This is a genomic window from Streptomyces nodosus, from assembly GCF_008704995.1.
Taxonomy (GTDB): Bacteria; Actinomycetota; Actinomycetes; order Streptomycetales; family Streptomycetaceae; genus Streptomyces; species Streptomyces nodosus.
The window spans coordinates 3,373,147-3,392,490 of sequence record NZ_CP023747.1 but is presented as its reverse complement, the minus strand read 5'-3'; the positions used below and the strand labels follow the sequence as shown (position 1 = coordinate 3,392,490).

Annotated in this window: 14 protein-coding genes and 1 pseudogene; 8 read left to right on the top strand and 7 right to left on the bottom strand. The window is 72.9% G+C overall.

Annotated elements, in window-relative coordinates; genetic code table 11:
- The first annotated feature begins 171 nt into the window (after positions 1-171).
- Both CP978_RS15275 and CP978_RS15265 read left to right on the top strand, forming a co-directional pair.
- On the top strand, positions 172-684 hold the full coding sequence (locus CP978_RS15275) for an EF-hand domain-containing protein (RefSeq protein WP_043441228.1): 513 nt from the start codon (positions 172-174) through the stop codon (positions 682-684).
- 632 nt (positions 685-1,316) lie between these two features.
- Positions 1,317-1,808, top strand: a complete 492-nt coding sequence (locus CP978_RS15265) for an ATP-binding protein (RefSeq protein ID WP_174498638.1) — start codon at positions 1,317-1,319, stop codon at positions 1,806-1,808.
- Positions 1,809-2,607: 799 nt separating this feature from the next.
- On the opposite strand, the gene CP978_RS15255 is transcribed toward CP978_RS15265, so the two are convergent.
- A complete protein-coding gene (locus CP978_RS15255) occupies positions 2,608-3,822 on the bottom strand; it encodes an IS110 family RNA-guided transposase (protein ID WP_043438800.1) in 1,215 nt (404 codons plus the stop codon).
- A 246-nt stretch (positions 3,823-4,068) separates the two neighbouring features.
- On the opposite strand from CP978_RS15255, the pseudogene CP978_RS15250 reads away from it, so the two are divergent.
- A pseudogene (locus tag CP978_RS15250) lies at positions 4,069-5,313 on the top strand (MFS transporter); the annotation flags it as partial.
- Here the strand turns inward: CP978_RS15250 and CP978_RS15245 are convergent.
- Positions 5,236-6,318: a GlxA family transcriptional regulator gene (locus tag CP978_RS15245; RefSeq protein WP_079162154.1), complete on the bottom strand. Its 1,083-nt coding sequence runs from the start codon at positions 6,316-6,318 to the stop codon at positions 5,236-5,238. The pseudogene CP978_RS15250 and the gene CP978_RS15245 sit on opposite strands and share 78 nt — an antisense overlap.
- A 71-nt stretch (positions 6,319-6,389) precedes the next feature.
- On the opposite strand from CP978_RS15245, the gene CP978_RS15240 reads away from it, so the two are divergent.
- Positions 6,390-7,694 carry an MFS transporter gene (locus CP978_RS15240; protein ID WP_043441221.1) on the top strand — a complete coding sequence of 435 codons (1,305 nt, stop codon included), beginning with the start codon at positions 6,390-6,392 and terminating at the stop codon, positions 7,692-7,694.
- Positions 7,695-7,717: 23 nt separating this feature from the next.
- Here CP978_RS15240 and CP978_RS15235 read toward each other — a convergent pair whose 3' ends face one another.
- On the bottom strand, positions 7,718-8,920 hold the full coding sequence (locus CP978_RS15235) for a flavin-containing monooxygenase (RefSeq protein ID WP_043441219.1): 1,203 nt from the start codon (positions 8,918-8,920) through the stop codon (positions 7,718-7,720).
- Between the two features lie 148 nt (positions 8,921-9,068).
- On the opposite strand from CP978_RS15235, the gene CP978_RS15230 reads away from it, so the two are divergent.
- Both CP978_RS15230 and CP978_RS15225 read left to right on the top strand, forming a co-directional pair.
- A complete protein-coding gene (locus CP978_RS15230) occupies positions 9,069-9,659 on the top strand; it encodes a GNAT family N-acetyltransferase (protein WP_043441216.1) in 591 nt (196 codons plus the stop codon).
- A 114-nt stretch (positions 9,660-9,773) separates the two neighbouring features.
- Positions 9,774-10,661 carry a GNAT family N-acetyltransferase gene (locus tag CP978_RS15225; protein ID WP_150478229.1) on the top strand — a complete coding sequence of 296 codons (888 nt, stop codon included), beginning with the start codon at positions 9,774-9,776 and terminating at the stop codon, positions 10,659-10,661.
- A gap of 13 nt (positions 10,662-10,674) precedes the next feature.
- Here the strand turns inward: CP978_RS15225 and CP978_RS15220 are convergent, their stop codons facing one another.
- On the bottom strand, positions 10,675-11,340 hold the full coding sequence (locus CP978_RS15220) for a pyridoxine/pyridoxamine 5'-phosphate oxidase (RefSeq protein WP_043441212.1): 666 nt from the start codon (positions 11,338-11,340) through the stop codon (positions 10,675-10,677).
- A gap of 186 nt (positions 11,341-11,526) precedes the next feature.
- On the bottom strand, positions 11,527-12,162 hold the full coding sequence (locus CP978_RS15215) for a TetR family transcriptional regulator (protein ID WP_043441210.1): 636 nt from the start codon (positions 12,160-12,162) through the stop codon (positions 11,527-11,529).
- 159 nt (positions 12,163-12,321) lie between these two features.
- Here CP978_RS15215 and kbpA point away from each other — a divergent pair, with 159 nt between their 5' ends.
- Both kbpA and CP978_RS15205 read left to right on the top strand, forming a co-directional pair.
- Positions 12,322-13,116, top strand: a complete 795-nt coding sequence (gene kbpA, locus CP978_RS15210) for an AfsK-binding protein KbpA (protein ID WP_158508333.1) — start codon at positions 12,322-12,324, stop codon at positions 13,114-13,116.
- A gap of 287 nt (positions 13,117-13,403) precedes the next feature.
- Positions 13,404-15,737: a serine/threonine-protein kinase gene (locus tag CP978_RS15205; RefSeq protein WP_150478228.1), complete on the top strand. Its 2,334-nt coding sequence runs from the start codon at positions 13,404-13,406 to the stop codon at positions 15,735-15,737.
- A gap of 227 nt (positions 15,738-15,964) precedes the next feature.
- Here CP978_RS15205 and CP978_RS15200 read toward each other — a convergent pair whose 3' ends face one another.
- Both CP978_RS15200 and afsR read right to left on the bottom strand, forming a co-directional pair.
- The gene (locus CP978_RS15200; RefSeq protein WP_043441208.1) at positions 15,965-16,177 is read right to left on the bottom strand and encodes a hypothetical protein; all 213 of its coding nucleotides are present in this window, start codon (positions 16,175-16,177) and stop codon (positions 15,965-15,967) included.
- A 210-nt stretch (positions 16,178-16,387) separates the two neighbouring features.
- Complete coding sequence (gene afsR, locus CP978_RS15195) at positions 16,388-19,333, bottom strand: SARP-family global regulator AfsR (protein ID WP_043441206.1); 2,946 nt, start codon at positions 19,331-19,333, stop codon at positions 16,388-16,390.
- Positions 19,334-19,344 lie beyond the last annotated feature (11 nt).

Below are 19,344 nucleotides of genomic sequence, written 5' to 3'. Positions count from 1 at the left end.
CGTGGCCGCGGCACAGCAAGATCATCACAAAGACGCAGGACAGCCACACTGTTGTCCGGGAATTCCCGCGGTCTTGGTACAAGCGTCGTTTTCCGTCTCTCCGGACGTCCCCGGCGTCGTACGCTCCGTGCCAGAAACCCCCCGACGTCACGTGAGGCGGCCCGAGAACACATGGTCAGCACCGAGTACGAGCGAAGGATCGCCGCGCGTTTCGCCACCTTCGACCAGGATCGCAACGGCTATATCGACCGCGAGGACTTCAGCGCGGCGGCCAAGGCGGTCCTCGCCGAGTTCGGCACCGCGGCCCGGTCCGAGCAGGGGCAGGCCCTGTATGCCGGGGGCGAGGCGTTCTGGCAGGGCATGGCCGGGATCGCGGACCGGGACGGCGACCAGCGCATCACCCGCGAGGAGTTCGTCGGCGGCGCGGTCAAGCGACTGCGCGACAACCCCGATCGGTTCGCGGAGATCGCCCGCCCCTTTCTGCACGCGGCGCTGGCCGTGGCGGACGGCGACCGGGACGGCGCGGCCACGGTCCAGGAGACCGCCCGGGTCCTGAAGGCCCTCGGGGTGCGCGAGGACATCGCCGCGGCGGTCGCCTCGGCCCTCGACGCGGACGGCGACGACAGGGTCGGCGAGGCCGAGATCGTGGCCGCGGTCGCGCGCTACTTCACCGTCTCCGAATAGCGCTCACCCCGTGCGTGCCCGGGGCCGGATGTCACCTGGGAGCCGGAAGCACAACTGTTCCTCGGGCACGCACGGAAGGGGACTCGATGCACCGGATCGGCTGCGGAGCGTGAGGGAACGGCGTCCGTGGGTCCGCCGGGGAGCGCGTCCCGAAGGGCCGCTGTTCAGGCGCGATGCCCCTCGGACGGCCATCGATGTCACGGAATGTAGCCGTCCAGTATGACGGGGCGCTGATACAGGGTTGTGTCCTGGGTGTGACTTGTCACAGACCGGAGTCGGCAGGGGGCTCCGGTACCTTGTGTGGGGTGCGAGCGGTTCCGAGTCCGAGCCAGCCCGGTGCGGCCCCTGTGGCGGCGCCGGATTCGGCGATGCGCCCGGCTCGCAGGGCACGGCGGGCCTTCGAGCCCGCCTGTTCGACTCGCCACGGCAAGCGTCGCACAGTATGCCGCAGGCGTACTCCTTCGCGCTGGAATATGCCCGAAGCGCTTGTTGGGGTGACTGTACGTCAACCATGCTGTCGTGCAAGGGAATCACGGTGCGTGATCCTGGTTCCTGCCATGCAGACGATGACCACGATCGTGGCCTTTGTGGGGCGCGAGGCGATGTGTCCGCCGGTTCGGATGGTGTGAGCGGTGCAGGTGCTTCAAGTGCAGCTGGAGATCCGGCCCGACCCCGCTGAGGTGGGGCGGGCCCGTCGTTGGGCCCGCTCGCGGCTCGCCGGCTCCGGGATAGGGGCGGACGAGCCGCTGGCCGAGACGCTGGTGCTGCTCGTCTCCGAACTGGTCACCAACGCCGTGGTGCACACCGGCTGTCCGGCCGTGCTGCGGCTGCTGCTCACGGGTGTCAGGGACGACGCCTCGGGTGCCCCGGCCGGCATGGTCCGGCTGGAGGTGGCCGACGCCAGCGCCCGTCCGCCGGCGCCCCGGCATGCCACGGGGGACGAGACGGGCGGCCGGGGTCTGGAGCTGGTCGACGGACTCGCGGACCGCTGGGGCTGGGACCCGGAGGGTGTGGGCAAGCGCATCTGGTGCGAGGTGGACCGCTGTGCGGCGGGGGCCGCCGCAGTGGCCGCGGTCTGCCGGGTGGACGCGACGGCTGCGGAGTTCGCGTACGGCACCGTGTAGGTCGGGGGCTTCGGAGGATCCAGGAGGTCCGGGGCGAATCGGAGGTCCGGGGGATCCGGGGACTTCGGGAGATCCGGACGGCCCGGGAGGTCCGGGTGCGCTCCGGCGGTCGCGACGGGGGTGCATGCGCCCGGCCGTGCGACCGCGTGAGCCCCGCCCCATCGGGGTGGGATGCCGTCCGTGCGCCGGGCCGTGCTTCTGTGCGCGCCGTCACATAAGGGGCTTAAGCGATGAACTCCTCGGGGGCTGTTGACGGTCGGTGTCCGTCTGATCACGCTTGGGGTCAGCGGTTCGCCGTGAGGGGACGTCGAGGGGCCCGATGGCGGGAATCCTCGGCGCAGCGCGGACCGTGATTCGGCGTCGGCTCCTTAGGGGCGGGCGGTCCATGGTGGCCGTCCGAGGGGCAGGGCGGGTACGCCGAGCCGGATGGCGGCGCGCGATGCCGTGCCCGGGGTGAGGTGGGGGTGCCTCCCGGTCGGGTGCGGTCGAGAGGGGGGCGCGCCGCCGCCCGACCCGCCTTCGAGCGGAAGTCTTCCGGCGGGTGGTGGCCGGAGTGCGTGCGGGCTTCTCTGTCCACAGGTTGTGGATAACTTTTGGCGAGTTTCCCCGGAGAGGCGTGCGGATCGCGGGGGGTCAACTGCTCCTGGGTGAAGGGTCAGGCCGAAGGGCGAGAACGAAGGGCGAAGACGGCGGACGGGTCGTGCCGGGAGGGCGATATGGGCCGAACTGGCGTTCAGGAAGCGGCCGGAACCGTCCACAGGCGCGGACGCCCCATGGGCCGCTGATGCTCCTATTGCTGTCAAGCGGCTTGGAGCCAGTTGCGGTAGGCGTGGGCGAGGTCGTCGTCTCGGCGGATTCCGCGTTCGAGGGTGGAGATGGTGGCCGGCCAGACGCCGAAGTGCTTCGCTGCGGCGGTGAGCGTGATGTTCCTGGACTGCCGCAGAGGCCGCAGGTCGGCGATGCCGGGGACGGCGACCGTGGTGGTCAGGCAACGGAACATCTCCCGGGCGATGGCCCGTTTCAGCAACCGGATGATTTCCTTCTTCGTCCGGCCGGCGGTGGTCTGTCGTGTCACGTACTCGCGGGTGCGCAAGTCGTGGGACATACGGACGAGAGCGATGCGGTAGAGGGCCGCGTTGGCGGCCCGGTCGCCGCCTCGTGAGAGGCGGTGCCGGTTCGTCCGGCCGCTGGAGGCGGGGACGGGTGCGACTCCGCAGAGGGCCGCGAAGGCCGCCTCGGTCCGCATGCGTTCGGGGTTGCCTCCCGCCGTGAGCAGGAGCTGGGCGGCGGTGTCGGGGCCGACTCCGTAGGAGGCCCGCAGTCCGGGGTTGTGGACGGTGACCTCGCTGTCCAGGGCCTTGGTCAGGGCTTCGTGCTCGGCGGTCAGTTCTTTGACGCGCCGGGCGAGGCTCCTGAGCGCGGTGAGGACCGCGGTGTGGACGGCGTCCCCGCAGGGCCGCAGTCGGGCCAGGGCGTCGGTGCGGTCCGTTCCTTTGAGCTGCCCGTACTTGGCGCGGACGGTGTCGGGGGCGGTGATGAGGATGTGGCCGATCTGGTTCAGGGCTGCGGTGCGGGCCTTGACGGCGGAGCGGGCGGCGTTGTGCAGGGCGCGTATGCCGGCGACGGTGTCGTCCTTGGGGGCGCTGGAGGCCCGTCCGGACAGGGCGGCGCGGGCCGCGGCGTAGGCGTCGATGGGATCGGACTTGCCGATGCGGCGGCGTTCGGCCCGGTCGGGCCGGTTGACCTCGACGACCTGGTGGCCGTGCGAGCGCGCGGCGCGGGTGAAGCCGGCGCCGTAGGAGGCGGTGCCTTCCACCCCGATCGCGATCACGTGGCCGTGGGCGGCCACAAAGGCCAGGGCCGCGGCGTATCCGGCGCCGGTGGTGGTGAACTCGGCGTCGGCGAGGTGACCGCCGTTGTCGCTGATGACCGCGACGTGGATGGTGTCGGCATGGGAGTCGACCCCGCCGAACACATCCTGGTCCGCCGTGTCGTCTACGACCGCTGATGTCATGCTGATGATGCCTTCCCAGCCGAAGGTGGGCGCCGGCCGGGTGGCGCAGACAGGACATCGAGGGGGCTTCTGACCAAGCTCCTATCAGGTCATGTTCCGCCCGGCCGGAGCCATGAGAACAGGTCCCGGCGGCCGGACAGAACAGTGGGAAGACAGCCCAGCAGGGCGTCAGTCAGTGGCAGAGCCACGACCACCGGAACCTGAGTATCAGCATCGATGTCAGTGGGGTCCCCTACCTTCGGACGCATGACATATCGCGACATGGCCTCCCGGTCGGTTCTCACTTGGGCCGTGGTGTCCGTCGGCGCCCGGCTGCCGGTCGCCATGGCGCCCCTCGCCCTGGTCTTCCTGGCCCGTGACCGCCCCGGCGGCTACACCCTGGGTGCGGCCCTGGCCGCGGCGTATGTCATCGGCGAGATCATCGGCGCCCCCCTCCTCGGTATGCGTATGCGCCCCGATCGCGCCCGCCCGCACCTGGCCGCGGGCCTCGCGGCCGGAGCGGTCGGTTTCGCGGGGCTCGGGGTGTTCCCGGCCGCGCATCCGGTGGTCCTCGGCGCCTTCGCCCTCCTCGCCGGCGGGGCCCCGGCTGCCGCCCCCGGCGGTCTGCGGACCCTGCTCACCGCCCTGGTCCCGCAACGCGCCGTCGCCCAGGCCCTGTCCGCCGAGTCGATGCTGATGTCCGGCCTCTGGGCCGTCTCCCCGGCCGCGGTCACCGGCCTCGCCCTCGGTGTCGCGCCCCGGCTGCCCCTGCTGCTGGCGGCCGGTCTGATGGCCGCGTCGGTCGCCGGGCTCCGGCTGCTGCCGCCCGGCTGGGAGGCGGACCCCGGGGACCGCGGCGGACTGTCGATGTCCCGGCTGCTCGCCCGGGCCTGGCCGGTGTATGTGACGGGCGCGGCCAGCCTGGCCCTGCTCTCGCTCGCCGAACTCGTCCTGCCCGCCCTGCTGGAACAGCGCGGTACCTCCGTCGGCTGGTCGGGCCCGCTGCTGGTGGGGCTCTCCCTGGGCGCGGCGGTGGGCGCGTTCCTGTACGGGCTGCGCTCCTGGCCGGGCAGTCTGCGGATCCGCAGCGTGGTGCTGATGTGCGGTCTCTCGGTGTGTGTGACGCTGGCCGCGCTGATACCGCACACCGCCTGGACGGCCGTCGCGCTGGTCCTCGCCGGCGTGCTCCAGGCGGGGGCGCTGGTCACCCGCAATCTGTCGCTGCGTGAGGTGCTCCCGCCCAGCGCCCTCGCGGCGGGGTACTCGGTGATGTATGCGGCGGTGGGCGTCGGTTATGCGGCCACCGGCTCCCTGGCGGGCGCCCTCCTCCCCTTCGTCGCCCCCTCGACGGCGATCCTGGCGGGCGTCGCCCTGACCCTGGTGCTCACGGTGGTGGGCGCCCTGGGCGAGGGCGAGCGTGCCCGGCGGCCGGCCTCAGCTCACGGCGAGGGACCGGAGCCCGGCTCCGGTGCCGCGGGAGCGGCTGACGGCCACGGCGACGCGGGAGCGACCGTCGACAGCGCCGTCCCCGCCGTTGGTGCGGAAGGTCCGCCGGTACCCGGTGGGGGTGACCCCGAGCGCCGCCTGTAGGTGCTGCCGCATCGACTGGGCGGTGCCGAACCCGGCGTCCCGCGCCACCTGGTCGATCGACAGATCGCTGGACTCCAGCAGCTGGCGGGCCCGTTCGACGCGCTGCCGGGTCAGCCACTGACCGGGGCTGACGCCGACCTCCTCCCGGAAGCGGCGGGTGAAGGTGCGGACGGACATGGACTCCTGGTCCGCCATGTCACGTAGCTGGATGGGCTGATGGAGCCGGTCAAGCGCCCAGGCGCGGGCGGCGGTCGTGGTGGCCCGTTGCGGGTCCGGCACGGGGTGCTTGATGTACTGGGCCTGACCGCCGTCCCGGTGCGGAGGCATCACCGTGCGGCGGGCCACCTCGTTGGCGACCGCGGTGCCGTGGTCACGGCGCACCATGTGCAGACACAGGTCGATGCCGGCGGCCACCCCGGCGGAGGTCAGGACGTCGCCGTCGTCGATGAACAGCACATCGGCGTCGACCTGGACCCGGGGGAACAGTCGCTGGAAGCGCTCGGCCTCCGCCCAATGGGTGGTGGCGGGCCGCCCGTCGAGGCGGCCGGCGGCCGCCAGCACATAGACGCCGGTGCAGATGGAGGCCAGCCGGGTGCCGGGCCGGATGCGGGCGAGCGCCGAGGCCAGTTCCTCGGTCAGCACACCCTTCTCGAAGACCGGTCCCAGCTCGTAGGAGGCCGGGACGACGACGGTGTCGGCGGTGGCCAGCGCCTCCGGGCCGTGCTCCACCTGGATGGAGAAGTCGGCGTCGGTCATGACCGGGCCCGGGGGGCGGACGGAGCAGGTGACGACCTCGTACAGCAGCCGTCCCTCGGCGTCCCTGGGGCGCCCGAAGATCCGGTGCGGGATGCCCAGTTCGAAGGGGAGCAGCCCGTCGAGGGCGAGGACGACGACACGGTGCGGCCGGAACGCGGGCTCTCGGGTCATGGCCCGATCCTAGCGAATGCTGTCCTTCGGGCCACTCGATCGTGCCGCTCCGGGACGGGATGCTCTAGGACGTGCCCCAGACAACCGAAACGGTGGTCGTCGACGAGACCCGGACCGACGCCAGGCCGCACCGCATCCACCGGGCCTGGTTCGTCGCCGCCGTCACCTTTGTGACGATCATCGGCGCCGCCGCCTTCCGCTCCCTGCCCGGACTGCTCATCGACCCGCTGCACCAGGAGTTCGGCTGGTCGCGCGGCACCATCGGCGCCGCGGTCTCCGTCAATCTCGCGCTGTACGGACTGACGGCGCCCTTCGCCGCCGCCCTGATGGACCGCTTCGGCATCCGCCGGGTGGTGGCCGTGGCCCTCGCCGTCATCACCCTGGGCGCCGGCAGCACCGTATGGATGACGGCTGCCTGGCAGCTTCTGCTCTGCTGGGGCCTGCTGGTCGGCCTGGGCAGCGGCTCGATGGCGCTGGCCTTCGCGGCGACGGTCACCAACCGCTGGTTCACCGAGCGGCGCGGCCTGGTGACCGGCATCCTCACGGCCGCCTCCGCCTCCGGTCAGCTGATCTTCCTCCCGGTGCTGTCGTGGACGGTGCAGCACCACGGCTGGCGCCCGGCGTCGGTGACCGTCGCCCTGGCCGCCCTCGCCGTGATCCCCTTCGTCTGGCTGCTGCTGCGGGACCATCCGGCGGACGTGGGCCTGAAGCCCTACGGCGCCACGGAGTTCGTCCCCCGGCCGGCACCCGTGACCGGCGCCGCCCGCCGGACCGTCACCGTGTTGCTCTCGGCGGTGCGCACCGGACCGTTCTGGCTGCTGGCGGGCACCTTCGCGATCTGCGGCGCCTCCACCAACGGCCTGGTCCAGACCCACTTCGTGCCGGCGGCCCACGACCACGGCATGCCGATCACGGCCGCCGCCTCGCTGCTCGCCGTCATCGGTGTCTTCGATGTGCTGGGCACGATCGCCTCGGGCTGGTTCACCGACCGCTTCGAGCCGCGGCGGCTGCTCGCCGTGTACTACGCCCTGCGCGGCGTCTCGCTGCTCTTCCTGCCGATCCTGCTGGCCCCGACCGTCCATCCGCCGATGGTCTTCTTCATCGTCTTCTACGGCCTGGACTGGGTCGCCACGGTCCCGCCCACCCTGGCGCTGTGCCGGGAGCATTACGGGCAGGACAGTGCGATCGTCTTCGGCTGGGTGCTCGCCTCCCACCAGGTCGGCGCGGCCCTGGTCGCCTTCCTGGGCGGTGTCGCCCGGGACACGTTCGGCTCCTACGACGTGGTCTGGTACGCGTCGGGGGCGCTGTGCGCGGCGGCGGCCCTGATGGCGCTGGTGATCCGCAGGCGTCCGGCGGGGGTGCCGGCGCTCGCCTGAACGGGACCGCGGCCGCGCCCGGCTCAGCGTGCGGCGGCGCGGGCCCTGCCCAGCCGGCGGGCCACCGCCTTCGCGATCTTCTCGGCGTCGATGGCCAGTTCCCGGAACATTCCGCTGATGGGGTTGGTGAAGCCGGTGAAGTAGAGGCCGGGGGCGTTGCGCGGGCAGCGGGCGCCGTGGACCACCGGCCGGCCCCGGGCGTCCAGGACGTCGAGATGGCCGACCAGCCCCTCCAGGGCGCGGACATACCCGGTCGCGGCGATCACGGCGTCGGGCTCGATCCGGCTGCCGTCGGCGAGGACGACCTCGCCGTCCTCGAAACCGTCGACGGCCGCCACGATCTCGACCCGCCCCTTGCGCACGGCGTCGATCAGGCCGACGTCCTGCACGGGGATCGCCCCCTCCTTGACCCGGGAGTAGAGCCCGGCGGTGGGGCGGGGCAGCCCCTGCGCGGACAGGTCCGGCACGCCGAGCCTCGCCACCGGCCGGGCCAGCCTGTCGACCAGCCACACCGGCAGCCGCCGTACCAGGATCCCGGTGAACTGGGCCGGCCAACCGGCGGTGGAGCGGCGCACCACATGGGGCGGGGTGCGCACCGCCAGCCGTACCCGGGAGGCCCCGCCCTGCACCAGGTCCACCGCTAGCTCGGCGCCCGTGTTGCCGACGCCGACCACCAGGACGTCGCGCCCGGCGTACGGCTTGGCGTTGCGGTACTCCCCGGCGTGCAGGAACTCCCCGGGGTAGTCCTCGCGGCCGGACCAGTCGGGGACACGCGGGGTGTGGTTGTGGCCGGTCGCGACGACGACCGCGCCGCCGGTCAGCTCCCGGCCGCCGGTGGCGTGCAACAGCCAGCCGGTGCCGTCCGGAGCGGGCTCGACCCGGGAGACCTCCACCCCGGTGACGATCTCCAGGCGGTGGTGCTCGGCGTACTTCTCCAGGTAGCGGACCACGTCGTCACGGGCCACCCAGCGCCCGAACGAGCGGGGCATCGCCAGGCCGGGCAGGGCCGAATGCCGTCGGGTGGTGTGCAGACGCAGACGGTCGTAGTGGCGCCGCCAGGACGCCCCGACACGGTCGGACTTCTCCAGTACGACGGCCCGTACGCCCCGGGCGCGCAGTGCGTACGCGGCGGCGAGCCCACCCGGGCCGCCCCCGATGACATACACCGGTCGGTCCTCGTGGGCCGGCACCACGGCGCGCGGCGAAGCAGCAGTCGAGTCGGCCATGAGCGCGAGCGTAATCATGTGCGCGATTGATGGGTCTCGGTCAAGACCGGAATCGGTTGCGAAATGATCACGCCTGTATGAGAACGGGGTGCATTCATGACGTAACGGGATCGCTCATGGAGGTCCTGTGACTTGATTGAATGGCCCGATGGCCGACATAACTGAGAAGTCCCCGCTGGACCCGTTTCCCGAACCGCATGGTCACGGTCTGCGGCTGAGCGCCTGGGACCCGGAGTCCGAGAGCCATCTGGACGCGTGGTTCAGGGGGCTGACCGACCCCGACTTCCAGCGCTGGAACACACCGCTCAGGATCGTGCGGGACCGGGACGACGCACGGGAGTCCCTGCGGGCCAGGTCGGGGGGCGCCGATGTGGCCTTCCGGATCGCCGACGCGGAGAGCGGGACGACCCTGGGACACCTGGGGGTCAACCAGATCGACCATGTCATCCGGGTCGCCCGGGTCGGCTACTGGGTCCTGCCCGAGGCCCGCGGGCGCGGTGTCGCCGGCCGCGCGCTCGCGCTCGCCGCCCACTGGGCCCTGACCGACCTGGGTCTGAACCGCCTGGAACTGGGCCATGCCCTGGGGCATGAGGCGTCCTGCCGGGTCGCCGAACGCTGCGGCTTCCGGTACGAGGGGACGCTGCGCGGAGCGATGTTCGAGGAGGGGCGGCACGATGTGTTCCGGGACGTGCATCTGCACGGCCGGATCGCGAGCGACCCCGAACCCTCGCTGCCCTGACGGCGGGACGCGCGGTGCCGTGACCGTGGAACACACCGGGACGCGGCGCCATGACCGGCGCAGGCGCCGAAAACCGGGTGCGGAACGCAGTCGGCCCACGGCATCGTGACGCGCATGACTTCCGATGCGTACGCGTGGCGGTTCACCGGTGACCCGAAGGAGTTCCTGGAGCGGACCGGGGCGTTCCTGCGATCCGAACCGGCCCTGCACACCGTGCTGTTGACGGTCACCGACCGGCTGCGGAAGGAAGGGGTCGCCGCGTACGGGGAGGAGCCGCCGTACTTCGGCCGGCTCGCGGACGAGGACGGCACCGCACGGGCCGCCCTGCTGCGGACCCCGCCCTACGCGCTCCAGCTCACCGCCCTCACCGCCGATGCCGCCGACGCGCTCGCGGTGCGCCTGGCGGAGGACGGCCGGCCGCTGCCCTCGGCGAGCGGACCGGCCGCCGCGGCCGCCGCGTTCGCCGCCGCCTGGGGGCGCCGCACCGGGGCCGATGTCCGGCTCACGCAGCGCCAGCGCCTCTACCGGCTCGGCACGCTCACCCCGCCCGCGCCGGCGCCGTCCGGGACCGCCCGGCGCGCCGCCCCGGAGGACCGGGACCTGATCACCCGCTGGTTCACCTCGTTCTGTGAGGACGTCGGCGATCCGGCCCCGCGGCACCCGGAGCACTGGGTCGAGAGCCGGCTCGGCCAGGGCGGGATCACCCTGTGGGAGACGCCCGAGGGCACGCCCGTCTCCATGGCGGCCGCCGCGCCCGAGGTCGCCGGACAGATCCGTGTCACCACCGTCTACACCCCCGCACCCCTGCGCGGCCGGGGCTACGCGGGCGCCGCCACCGCCGCGGCGAGCCGGGCCGCGCTCGACTCCGGCGCGGCGGAGGTCCTGCTCTTCACCGACCTCGCCAACCCCGCGAGCAACGGCCTGTACCAGCGTCTCGGCTACCGCGCGGTCACGGACTTCGCCATGTACGAGTTCGGGGACCCGGCCCCCACCGGGGACTGAGGGCACCTCACCCTCAGGGCCACAGCAGTTCCCTGACCCACCCTCCGTCCGTCCTGCGGTAGCGCAGCCGTACATGACGGCGCCGCGCGTCCCCCTGGAAGAACTCCGCCTCCTGCGGCTGGAGGCGATAGAGCGTCCAGGACGGGACCGGGGCGTCCGGCTCGCGCCGGGCCCGCTCCCAGGCCTCCTCCGACGCCCGCACCAACTCCTCGACCGAGCCCAGCACATGACTCTGTCCGCCGGTGAGCGCCGCGGCCAGCGCTCCGGTCGACCGGGCGTGCAGATCCGCCTGGCCCTCCCGCGCGGGCGCGGGGGTGACCGGACCGCGCAGCCGGATCTGGCGTCCCTGGACCGGCCAGTAGAAGCCGAGGGCGGCATACGGCCGGGCCGCGAGCTGTCCGCCCTTGCGGCTGCCGGAGTGGGTGGCGAACGCCCAGCCGTCCGCGTCCGCGCCGTGCAGCATCACGGTCCGGACGTCCGGGGTGCCGTCCGCGTCCGCCGTCGCCAGCGACATCGTGTGCGGCTCGGCCTGCCCGGCCGCCACCGCCTGCGCGAACCACTCGGTGAACAGCGCCAACGGCTCCCCGGGCGCCGCCGCCGGATCGAAGACGGGCAACTCGGTGGTCTCCGGGTCCCACACCCGCAGAGACGTCAGCAACTCATGAAGATCCCTTCCCATGCCCCGAGTATCGCCCCGTGGCTCCCGTGCCGGTCCCCTCGATGCGGCGGGCGGTGGTCCACCGGAGTGGACCACCGCCCGTATGACAGAACAGAGCAGGGGAGGGGAGGAGCCGAGCCGACAGGACCAGGCGCGCCCGAGTGAAGGACGGGTACCGCGGTGTTTTCCCGCGTGCCGTCTCGCGTCCTACCTGGTCGGCTTCCTCCCGGTGACGCCCAGATGCACCAACAGTGCGAGATTCGGGCGGAGTTCGGCCTGTTTGACGCCCCAGGTCTGGAAGGCCTTCTGATGGGACGCCACCGCCGCGAGCATCGCCACCAGGGCGCCCGCCACGGCCGCCGGGTTCACGTCCTTGTCGATCCTGCCCTTGGACTGGAGCTCGGCGATCGAGTCCGCTAGGGAGCCGTTCACCGAGTTCAGGATCTTCATCCGGAGTTTGTAGAAGCGCTTGTCGCCCTCGGCCGCGCCCAGGTCGACGACGCGCAGGATGGCGTCGTGCTTGCGCCAGAACTCCAGGAATCCGTCGACCAGTTCCTGCGCGGACTGCCAGCCCGCCTTGCCGGCCCAGGAGCGGCCCTCCAGCAGAGTGGCCAACCCGGCGCCGTCCGCGGCCATGTGCTCCGCGATCTCCAGGACGGCGCCTTCGACGTCCGGAAAGTACTGGTAGAAGGTCGCCGGGGACGTCCCGGCCCTCCGGGCGACGTCGATCACCTTGACGTCCCGGTAGGGCGAGGAGCTGAGCATCTCGCCGAGACAGTCGAGCAGCTTCTGCCGCGTCGCCTGCCCGCGCCGACCGGCCACGCGGCCGTCGACGGTACGCACTTGTCCTGTCATGTCGTCAGCTTACCGAGGGGGGATGTGAGCGCGATTCGGCCGACTGCAAATGGGGAGTGGAGAGGCCCCTGAGGGGTATCGGTGCTGGTGGGAGGGGAAGGAGTAGATACGCGCGCGCTCCGCGGGAAAGCTTCTAAACTTGGCGATATGGCCGAAAACCATCCCTCGCCTCCCTCGCGGGGGAACGGCCCGCCCCAGGGGGCCGGAACCTCCCCCGGCCGCGAGGGCCCGGACGGCGCCGCCTTCCCCGAGGGCGTCCCCTGCTGGGTCGACGTCCAGCTGTCCGACGTCGAGGCGGGCGAGCGGTTCTACGGCGGACTGTTCGGATGGGACTTCGAGACGGCGTACGGATCCTCCGCCTGGGCGCTGCTGGGCGGGGCGCCGGTGGCCGCGCTGGCGCCCAAGCGGGACGGGCGGATGCCCACCGTCTGGACGGTGTACTTCGCGACCCCCGACGCCCTGACGCTCACCGGACGGATCCGGGCGGCCGGCGGCCAGGTCGTCGTCCCGCCGACCCCGGTGGACACCCTGGGCACCGTGGCGCTGGCCGCCGACCCCGAGGGCGCGGTCTTCGGGCTCTGGCAGGCCGGTGCGCTCGCGGGCTTCGGCAAGCGGCACGAACCCGGCTCGTTCACCTGGGCCGAGCTGTACGCGCGGGACACGACCGCCGCGAACGCCTTCTACACCGGGCTCTTCCATGACGCCCTGTTCGGCCCCGGCGCCGTTCCCGACTTCGGGCGCGCCCCGATCCTGTCGGTCTTCCCGGCGGAGATGCCCTCCCACTTCCTCGTCCACTTCGGGATCGCCGACGGGGAGGCGGCGCTCGGGGCGGTGGCCCGGCTGGGCGGCCGGGTACAGGTACCGCCGTTCGACACCTCGTACGGACGGGTGGCGGTGGTCACGGACGATCAGGGGGCGTCCTTCGCCCTGCTCCAGCGCTGACCGCCCGTGCCGTCCCGCACGGCCGGGGCGCCGCTTCCGTGCCGATCGCGCCCGAGCGGCACTTCGGGGGCGCTCCTGGCGTTGTCCCCTGCGGGAGCCCCTGTGTCCGACGGGTGATCCGGCATGGTTTTGTCCTGGGACACCCCGTTCCGCCCCCGGGTTCGCAACCGGTCGCCCGTACAGGGAGAATCGGGCTGCGTGCCGCCATGGCGGTGCGGTGGTGAGACGCTGCACGGGGTCGCGTGCACAGGCGGACGACGCGACCCGTACGGGGAGGTGGCAGGCAAGTGGTGGATCAGCTGACGCAACACGATCCGCGGCGGATCGGGCCGTTCGAGGTGCTGGGTCGGCTGGGTGCCGGCGGCATGGGGCTGGTCTATCTCGCGCGCTCGGCGTCCGGCCGGCGGGTGGCGATCAAGACCGTCCGCACCGAACTGGCCGAGGACCAGTTGTTCCGGGTGCGTTTCACCCGTGAGGTGGAGGCCGCACGGGCGGTCTCCGGCTTCTACACGGCGGCCGTGGTCGACGCCGACCCGCGCGCGGCCGTGCCCTGGCTGGCCACCGCGTATGTGCCCGCGCCCTCCCTCGAGGAGATAGTGACCGACTGCGGGCCGCTGCCGGCCCAGGCGGTGCGCTGGCTGGCCGCGGGCGTCGCGGAGGCGCTCCAGTCCATCCACGGGGCGGGCCTGGTCCACCGCGACCTGAAGCCGTCCAATGTGCTCGTCGTCGAGGACGGCCCCCGGGTGATCGACTTCGGCATCGCCTCCGGCGTGTCGAACACGCGTCTGACGATGACCAATGTCGCCGTCGGTACCCCCGCCTATATGTCCCCCGAGCAGGCCAAGGACTCGCGCAGCGTGACCGGTGCGAGCGATGTCTTCTCGCTCGCCTCGATGCTGGTCTTCGCGGCCACCGGGCATCCCCCCTTCCAGGGCGCCAACCCCGTGGAGACCGTCTTCATGCTGCTGCGCGAGGAGCCGGACCTGTCCGGGCTGCCGGACGAGCTGCGGCCGCTGATCGACTCCTGTATGCAGACGGACGCCACCGCCCGCCCGAACCCGGCCGACCTTCAGGCCCAGCTCGCCCCGCATCTCTTCGGCTCGGGCTCCGACGACAGCGGTACGGCCTCGGCGTGGCTGCCGGAGAAGGCGGTCGCCCTGATCGAGGAGCGCCGCGGTGGACGTCCGCCGGTGAAGCCGTATCCGTTCGGTGGCCGCGGCGGCGGCATGCGCCCGCTGCCGCCGCCGATGCCCTCCCACGATCCGGTCCCGGTGGCGGCCGGCGGGTCCGACGGGGGCCCGGTGCGGCTGGTGGGCGCCTCCGTGCCGATCGGGCCCGGGCCGCGGGTCGCGGACGCGCGGGCGGCCGCGGTGAAGGCGCCGCCCCCGGAGGCCGGCCTGGTCGCCTCCTGGTCCCGTCCCGGCCCCGGGGCGAACGGCATGGTGCCCGCTCCCGCGGTTCCGCCGCCCCCGCTGCCCCCGGAGGCCGCCACCGGCTGGCGCCCCTGGCGCTTCCGGATGTCCAACGACGTCTGGGGCACCCCGACGGTCGCCGACGACCTGGTCTACGTCACCTCCTTCGAGGTGCACGCCCTGGATGTGGCGACCGGCCGCCGCCGCTTCAAGACCCGGGACGTGGCCTGGTCGATGGCGGTCGAGGACGGCCGGGTGCACGCCTCCGACGGCCCCACCCTCTTCGCCCTGGACGCCCACGAGGGCTCGGACCTGTGGCGGCTGTCCCTGGACGGCTGGGTGTACACGCTCAGGGCCGACCGCGGCACCGTGGTCACCGGTACCCGGGGCGGCGGTGTCCAGGCCTGGGAGGCGGCGAACGGCCGGCAGCTGTGGGAGATCACCGGCGCGCAGACGGACTTCGAGACCCCGGAGGCCGGGCCGGTCGTCCACGACGGCACGGTGTACGTCTGGCAGGACGCCCGGCTGCGGGCCCTGGAGGCGCGTACGGGGGAGGAGCGCTGGTCCTATCCGATCGGGGACGCCGCGTCCTGCGGCGGGGTGCCCGTGCGGCTGACCCGGGCGACGGACGGCTATGTGTACGTCTCGGCCGGCACCCGGGTGCTGGCCATCGAGGTGGCCAGCGGCATGGTGCGCTGGCACTTCGAAGCGCCGGCGGTGTTCCTGAGCCCGCCGGCCTTCGTGCCGGGCCCGGCGGTCGCCGGCGGCGGCGTCTATCTCGCCGACTATCTGGGCACGGTCTACGCCCTCGACGCCACGGACGGCCGGGACCGCTGGCGCATCGCCACGGAGCCGCGGGCCGCGATCGATCCGGTGCTGGTGGCCGGGGGGCACGTCCATGTCGGCAGCGGCAGGGGCCTCTACACCCTGGACGCGGTCACGGGCACCCCGAAGTGGCGCTTCCAGGCGGGCGGGGAGATCGTGGGCTCCCCGGCGGTCGCGGAGGGCCGTATCCACTTCGGCTCCACGGACCATCTGCTGTACACGCTGAAGGCCGACGACGGCCGGCTGCGCTGGAAGCTGGCGACCGGCGGTGAGATCACCGGTGCGCCGGTGGTGAAGGACGGCGTGGTGTACGCGTGCAGCAAGGACCGCTGTGTCTACGCCCTGGACGCGGAGAAGGGCACCGGGACGGCACGGACCGCCTGAGCCGTCGCAGCCGGGCTCGCGGGCACCCGCACGCCGGGAGACGGTGGACGGCCGTCGTACCGGCCGAACGGAAGGGGCACCGTACGGCGGCCGTCCCCGCACACGCTACGCGTGGTGTGCGATCCGTGCCACACGGTGACCGGGCGGGGTGAACCGGCTCCGGACATGCTTCGGCCGCGACGGCTCCCCCTCCGCGCCGTCGCGGCCGACCCCCGTGCGGAGGAGGACTAGCTGGGCTCGGACGTGATGTGCGTGTTGTCCGGGCTCGTCGGGCCGTCGTCGACGTCGGTGATGTGGGTGTTGAGCGGCTTGACGTCGGAGCCGGCCGGGGCGTCGGTGATATGCGTGTTGAGCGGCTTGATCTCCGTGCCGGCCGGGGCGTCGGTGATGTGCGTGTTGTCCGGCTTGACGACCGGCTCGTCCTTGGTGGTGTCGCTCATGGCGGTGCCTCCCCTTGGTCCTTGAACTCGTACAGTCGAGGGTCCGCCCGGCCACTCCCCCGAGGGTGGCCGGGCGGACCGCTCCTGTCGCCCATCCTGCTACGAGGCCGGCGACCTCACCGGCATCCGTCTGCCCCCCGATGCGACGGACCGACCATCAAGAGAGTGCCGTGCGGCGATAAACGAATGATGAACGCCCCTGTCGCGGCCTCATACGGCGGTCGCCGGTGCCAGCAGCGCCTGCACCTCCGCGGCCTCCGGGGAGTTCAGCCGCTCGTAGATCTCGAGCGCCTCGCGCCAGCAGACCTGGGCCCGTCCGGACTGGCCGATGTCGCTCAGCGCCTTGCCGAGCACCGTGAGGACATTGCCCCGGCGCCATTCGCCCCCGATGCCCCTGAGCATCGCCAGGGCCGTCTCGGCGTTGGCCGCGGCCTGCGCGGGGCGTTCGGCCAGCAGGTCCACCTCGGCGAGACGCAGCAGGGTCATGCCCTCCCACAGCCGCTGACGGCTGGTGCGGAAGACCTGGAGGGCCTTGTCGAGGCGGGCGGAGGCGTCGGACAGCTGGCCGTTCTTGCTGAGGGCCATGCCGAGCGCGTAGTGACCGTTCGCCGCCTTGAGCAGATGCCCGAGCTCCTCGTACATCTCGGTGCCCTGCCGGGCGAGGGTGACGGCGCTGTCGGCGCGGTCCGTCGCCAGATGAAGGCGGGAGAGATTGCACAGGGCGGCCGCCGTGCCCGACAGGTCGCCGCAGGCCCGGAAGTCCTTGATGGCCCGTTCGAGGTACTCCTCGGCCTCGGCGAAGCGGCTCTGGTAGAAGGCGAAGGCGCCCAGGATGTTGGCCGCCCAGCAGCAGGGCAGGGGATCCCCGGCGGCCTCAGAGATCCGCAGCACCTGGCGTGCCTCCTGGTCGGCCTGGTCGAAGTAGCCGGACCAGTGGCGGGCGTTGGCCAGCACGAGGATGGCCCGTCCCTCGGCACGGCCGTCCGAGGCGGCCCGCGCGGCCTCGCGCAGGGCGGTCGCCGCCGCCTCGTACTCCCGGGAGTTCGCCCCCGACTCCGCCAGGTCGACCGCGGCCCACAGCAGGTCGACCGCGCGCCTGAGCCGGTCGCCGTCGGAGGACTGCCGTACACAGGCCAGCAGGGGCACGGCCTCGGAGTAGAGCCAGTCCTGGGCCGCGCGCCGGTCGGGGAAGACCAGTCCGGTCGTGCGCGGTTTCTCGAGGTGGTCCACCAGGCGGTCGCCCGGTCGCTCGATGGCGTAGACCCCGGACGCCGTGGCCAGGTAGAAGTCCAGCAGCCGTGACATGGCCGCGTCCCGTTCGCCGGGCAGGTGTTCGTCGCGCTCGGCGCAGGCGCGGGCGTAGAGGCGGACCAGATCGTGGTAGCGGTAGCGCCCCGGGGCCGCGGATTCCAGCAGGGAGGTGTCGACGAGGGACTCCAGCAGGTCCTCGGTGTCCTCCGCGGGGAGGTCCAGTACGGCCGCTGCCGCCGCCAGGGAGATGTCCGGGCCGTCCGCGAGCCCCAGCAGCCGGAACGCCCGGGCCTGGGCCGGCTCCAGCTGGCCGTAGCCCAGTTCGAAGGTGGCCTTCACCGCGAGGTCCCCGGCCTGGAGCTCGTCCAGGCGGCGGCGCTCGTCCGCGAGCTTCGCGGCCAGGACCGAGACGGTCCAGGTGCGGCGCGAGGCCAGGCGGGAGGCGGCGATACGGATCGCCAGCGGCAGGAACCCGCAGGCCGCCACCACGTCCAGCGCGGCCTCGCGCTCCGAGGCCACCCGCTCCTCGCCCACGATCCGGGTGAAGAGCTGAAGCGCCTCGTCGGGGGACATCACATCCAGGTCCACCAGATGGGCCCCCGCCAGGTCCACCATGCGGACCCGGGAGGTCACCAGGGCGGCGCAGCCCTCCGTGCCCGGCAGCAGCGGCCGGATCTGCGCCGCGTCCTTGGCGTTGTCCAGCAGGACCAGGACCCGGCGGCCGTCCAGGACCGAGCGGTACAGCGCGGCCCGCTCCTCCAGAGAGTCCGGGATCGCCGACTCCTGAGTGCCCAGGGCGCGCAGGAAGGCGCCCAGCACGGTCTCCGGTTCCGCGGCCTGCTGCCCCGCGCCCTGCAGATCGACGTACAGCTGTCCGTCCGGGAACGCGCCGCGGGCCCGGTGCGCCACATGCACGGCCAGGGTCGTCTTGCCCACGCCCCCGATCCCCGCCAGCGCCGACACCGCCATCACCCGGCTCTCCGAGGCTGCCAGCGCCTCGCTCAGCTCGGTGACGAAGGACGCCCGGCCGGTGAAGTCGGGCACGGTGGCGGGGAGCTGGGCCGGGCGCACCGGGGCGGCGGCGGGCTCCGGGGCCGGCGCCGACGGCTCCGCGAGACCCGGGTCCGCCTGGAGAATGCGCTGCTGAAGCTCCTTCAGGTCCTGGCGGGGGTCGACGCCCAGCTCGTCGGCCAGCAGCCGGCGGGTGTCCGCGTACACCGCCAGTGCCTCCGCCTGACGGCCGGACCGGTACAACGCCAGCATCAGCAGTTCGCGCAGGCGTTCGCGCAGCGGGTGAGCGGCCGTCAGCGCGGTCAGCTCGGAGACCGCCTCCGAGTGGCAGCCCTGCTCCAGGTCCATGTCGAGGCGGGCCTCGAGGAGTTGCTGGCGCCATTCCTCCAGGCGGGTGCGCTGGGTGTCCGCGTACGGGCCCGGCACATTGGCCAGGGTCTCGCCGTCCCACAACGCCAGGGTCTCGTTCAGCAGTTGCCGGGCCTGGCCCAGATTCCCGGAGCTCTTCGCCTTCTCCGCCTCCGTGGCCAGCTCCTGGGCCGCCAGGAGGTCCAGGGAACGGGACGCGTCCCGCACCCGCATCGCATAGCCGCCCGACTCGCTGACCAGCGCCGCCGAGGAGAGGATCTTCCGCAACCGGGAGGCGTACGTCCGTACGGTCGCCAGCGCCTTGACCGGTGGTTCCTCGCCCCACAGCGCGCTGATCAGTTCGGACGCCGTCGCGGTGCGGCCCTCGCGCAGCAGCAGCGCGGCCAGCAGGGCGCGCTGCTGCGGTGAGCCGGTGGCCAGCACCTCCTCCCCCCGCCAGGCGCGCACCGGGCCGAGCACACCGAAGCGCAGGGCCGCCGACTCCTCGGACTCCCGCTGCTCAGGCACTCGCGGTACACCGTCCATCGCTGCCCCCA

What these genes read in the sequence shown, in the direction of transcription:
- afsR (WP_043441206.1), bottom strand. Translation starts at nt 19,333, where the DNA reads ATGGACGGTGTACCGCGAGTGCCTGAGCAGCGGGAGTCCGAGGAGTCG.
- CP978_RS15225 (WP_150478229.1), top strand. Translation starts at nt 9,774, where the DNA reads ATGACTTCCGATGCGTACGCGTGGCGGTTCACCGGTGACCCGAAGGAG.
- CP978_RS15220 (WP_043441212.1), bottom strand. Translation starts at nt 11,340, where the DNA reads ATGGGAAGGGATCTTCATGAGTTGCTGACGTCTCTGCGGGTGTGGGAC.
- kbpA (WP_158508333.1), top strand. Translation starts at nt 12,322, where the DNA reads ATGGCCGAAAACCATCCCTCGCCTCCCTCGCGGGGGAACGGCCCGCCC.
- CP978_RS15255 (WP_043438800.1), bottom strand. Translation starts at nt 3,822, where the DNA reads ATGACATCAGCGGTCGTAGACGACACGGCGGACCAGGATGTGTTCGGC.
- CP978_RS15230 (WP_043441216.1), top strand. Translation starts at nt 9,069, where the DNA reads ATGGCCGACATAACTGAGAAGTCCCCGCTGGACCCGTTTCCCGAACCG.
- CP978_RS15235 (WP_043441219.1), bottom strand. Translation starts at nt 8,920, where the DNA reads ATGGCCGACTCGACTGCTGCTTCGCCGCGCGCCGTGGTGCCGGCCCAC.
- CP978_RS15245 (WP_079162154.1), bottom strand. Translation starts at nt 6,318, where the DNA reads ATGACCCGAGAGCCCGCGTTCCGGCCGCACCGTGTCGTCGTCCTCGCC.
- CP978_RS15275 (WP_043441228.1), top strand. Translation starts at nt 172, where the DNA reads ATGGTCAGCACCGAGTACGAGCGAAGGATCGCCGCGCGTTTCGCCACC.
- CP978_RS15200 (WP_043441208.1), bottom strand. Translation starts at nt 16,177, where the DNA reads ATGAGCGACACCACCAAGGACGAGCCGGTCGTCAAGCCGGACAACACG.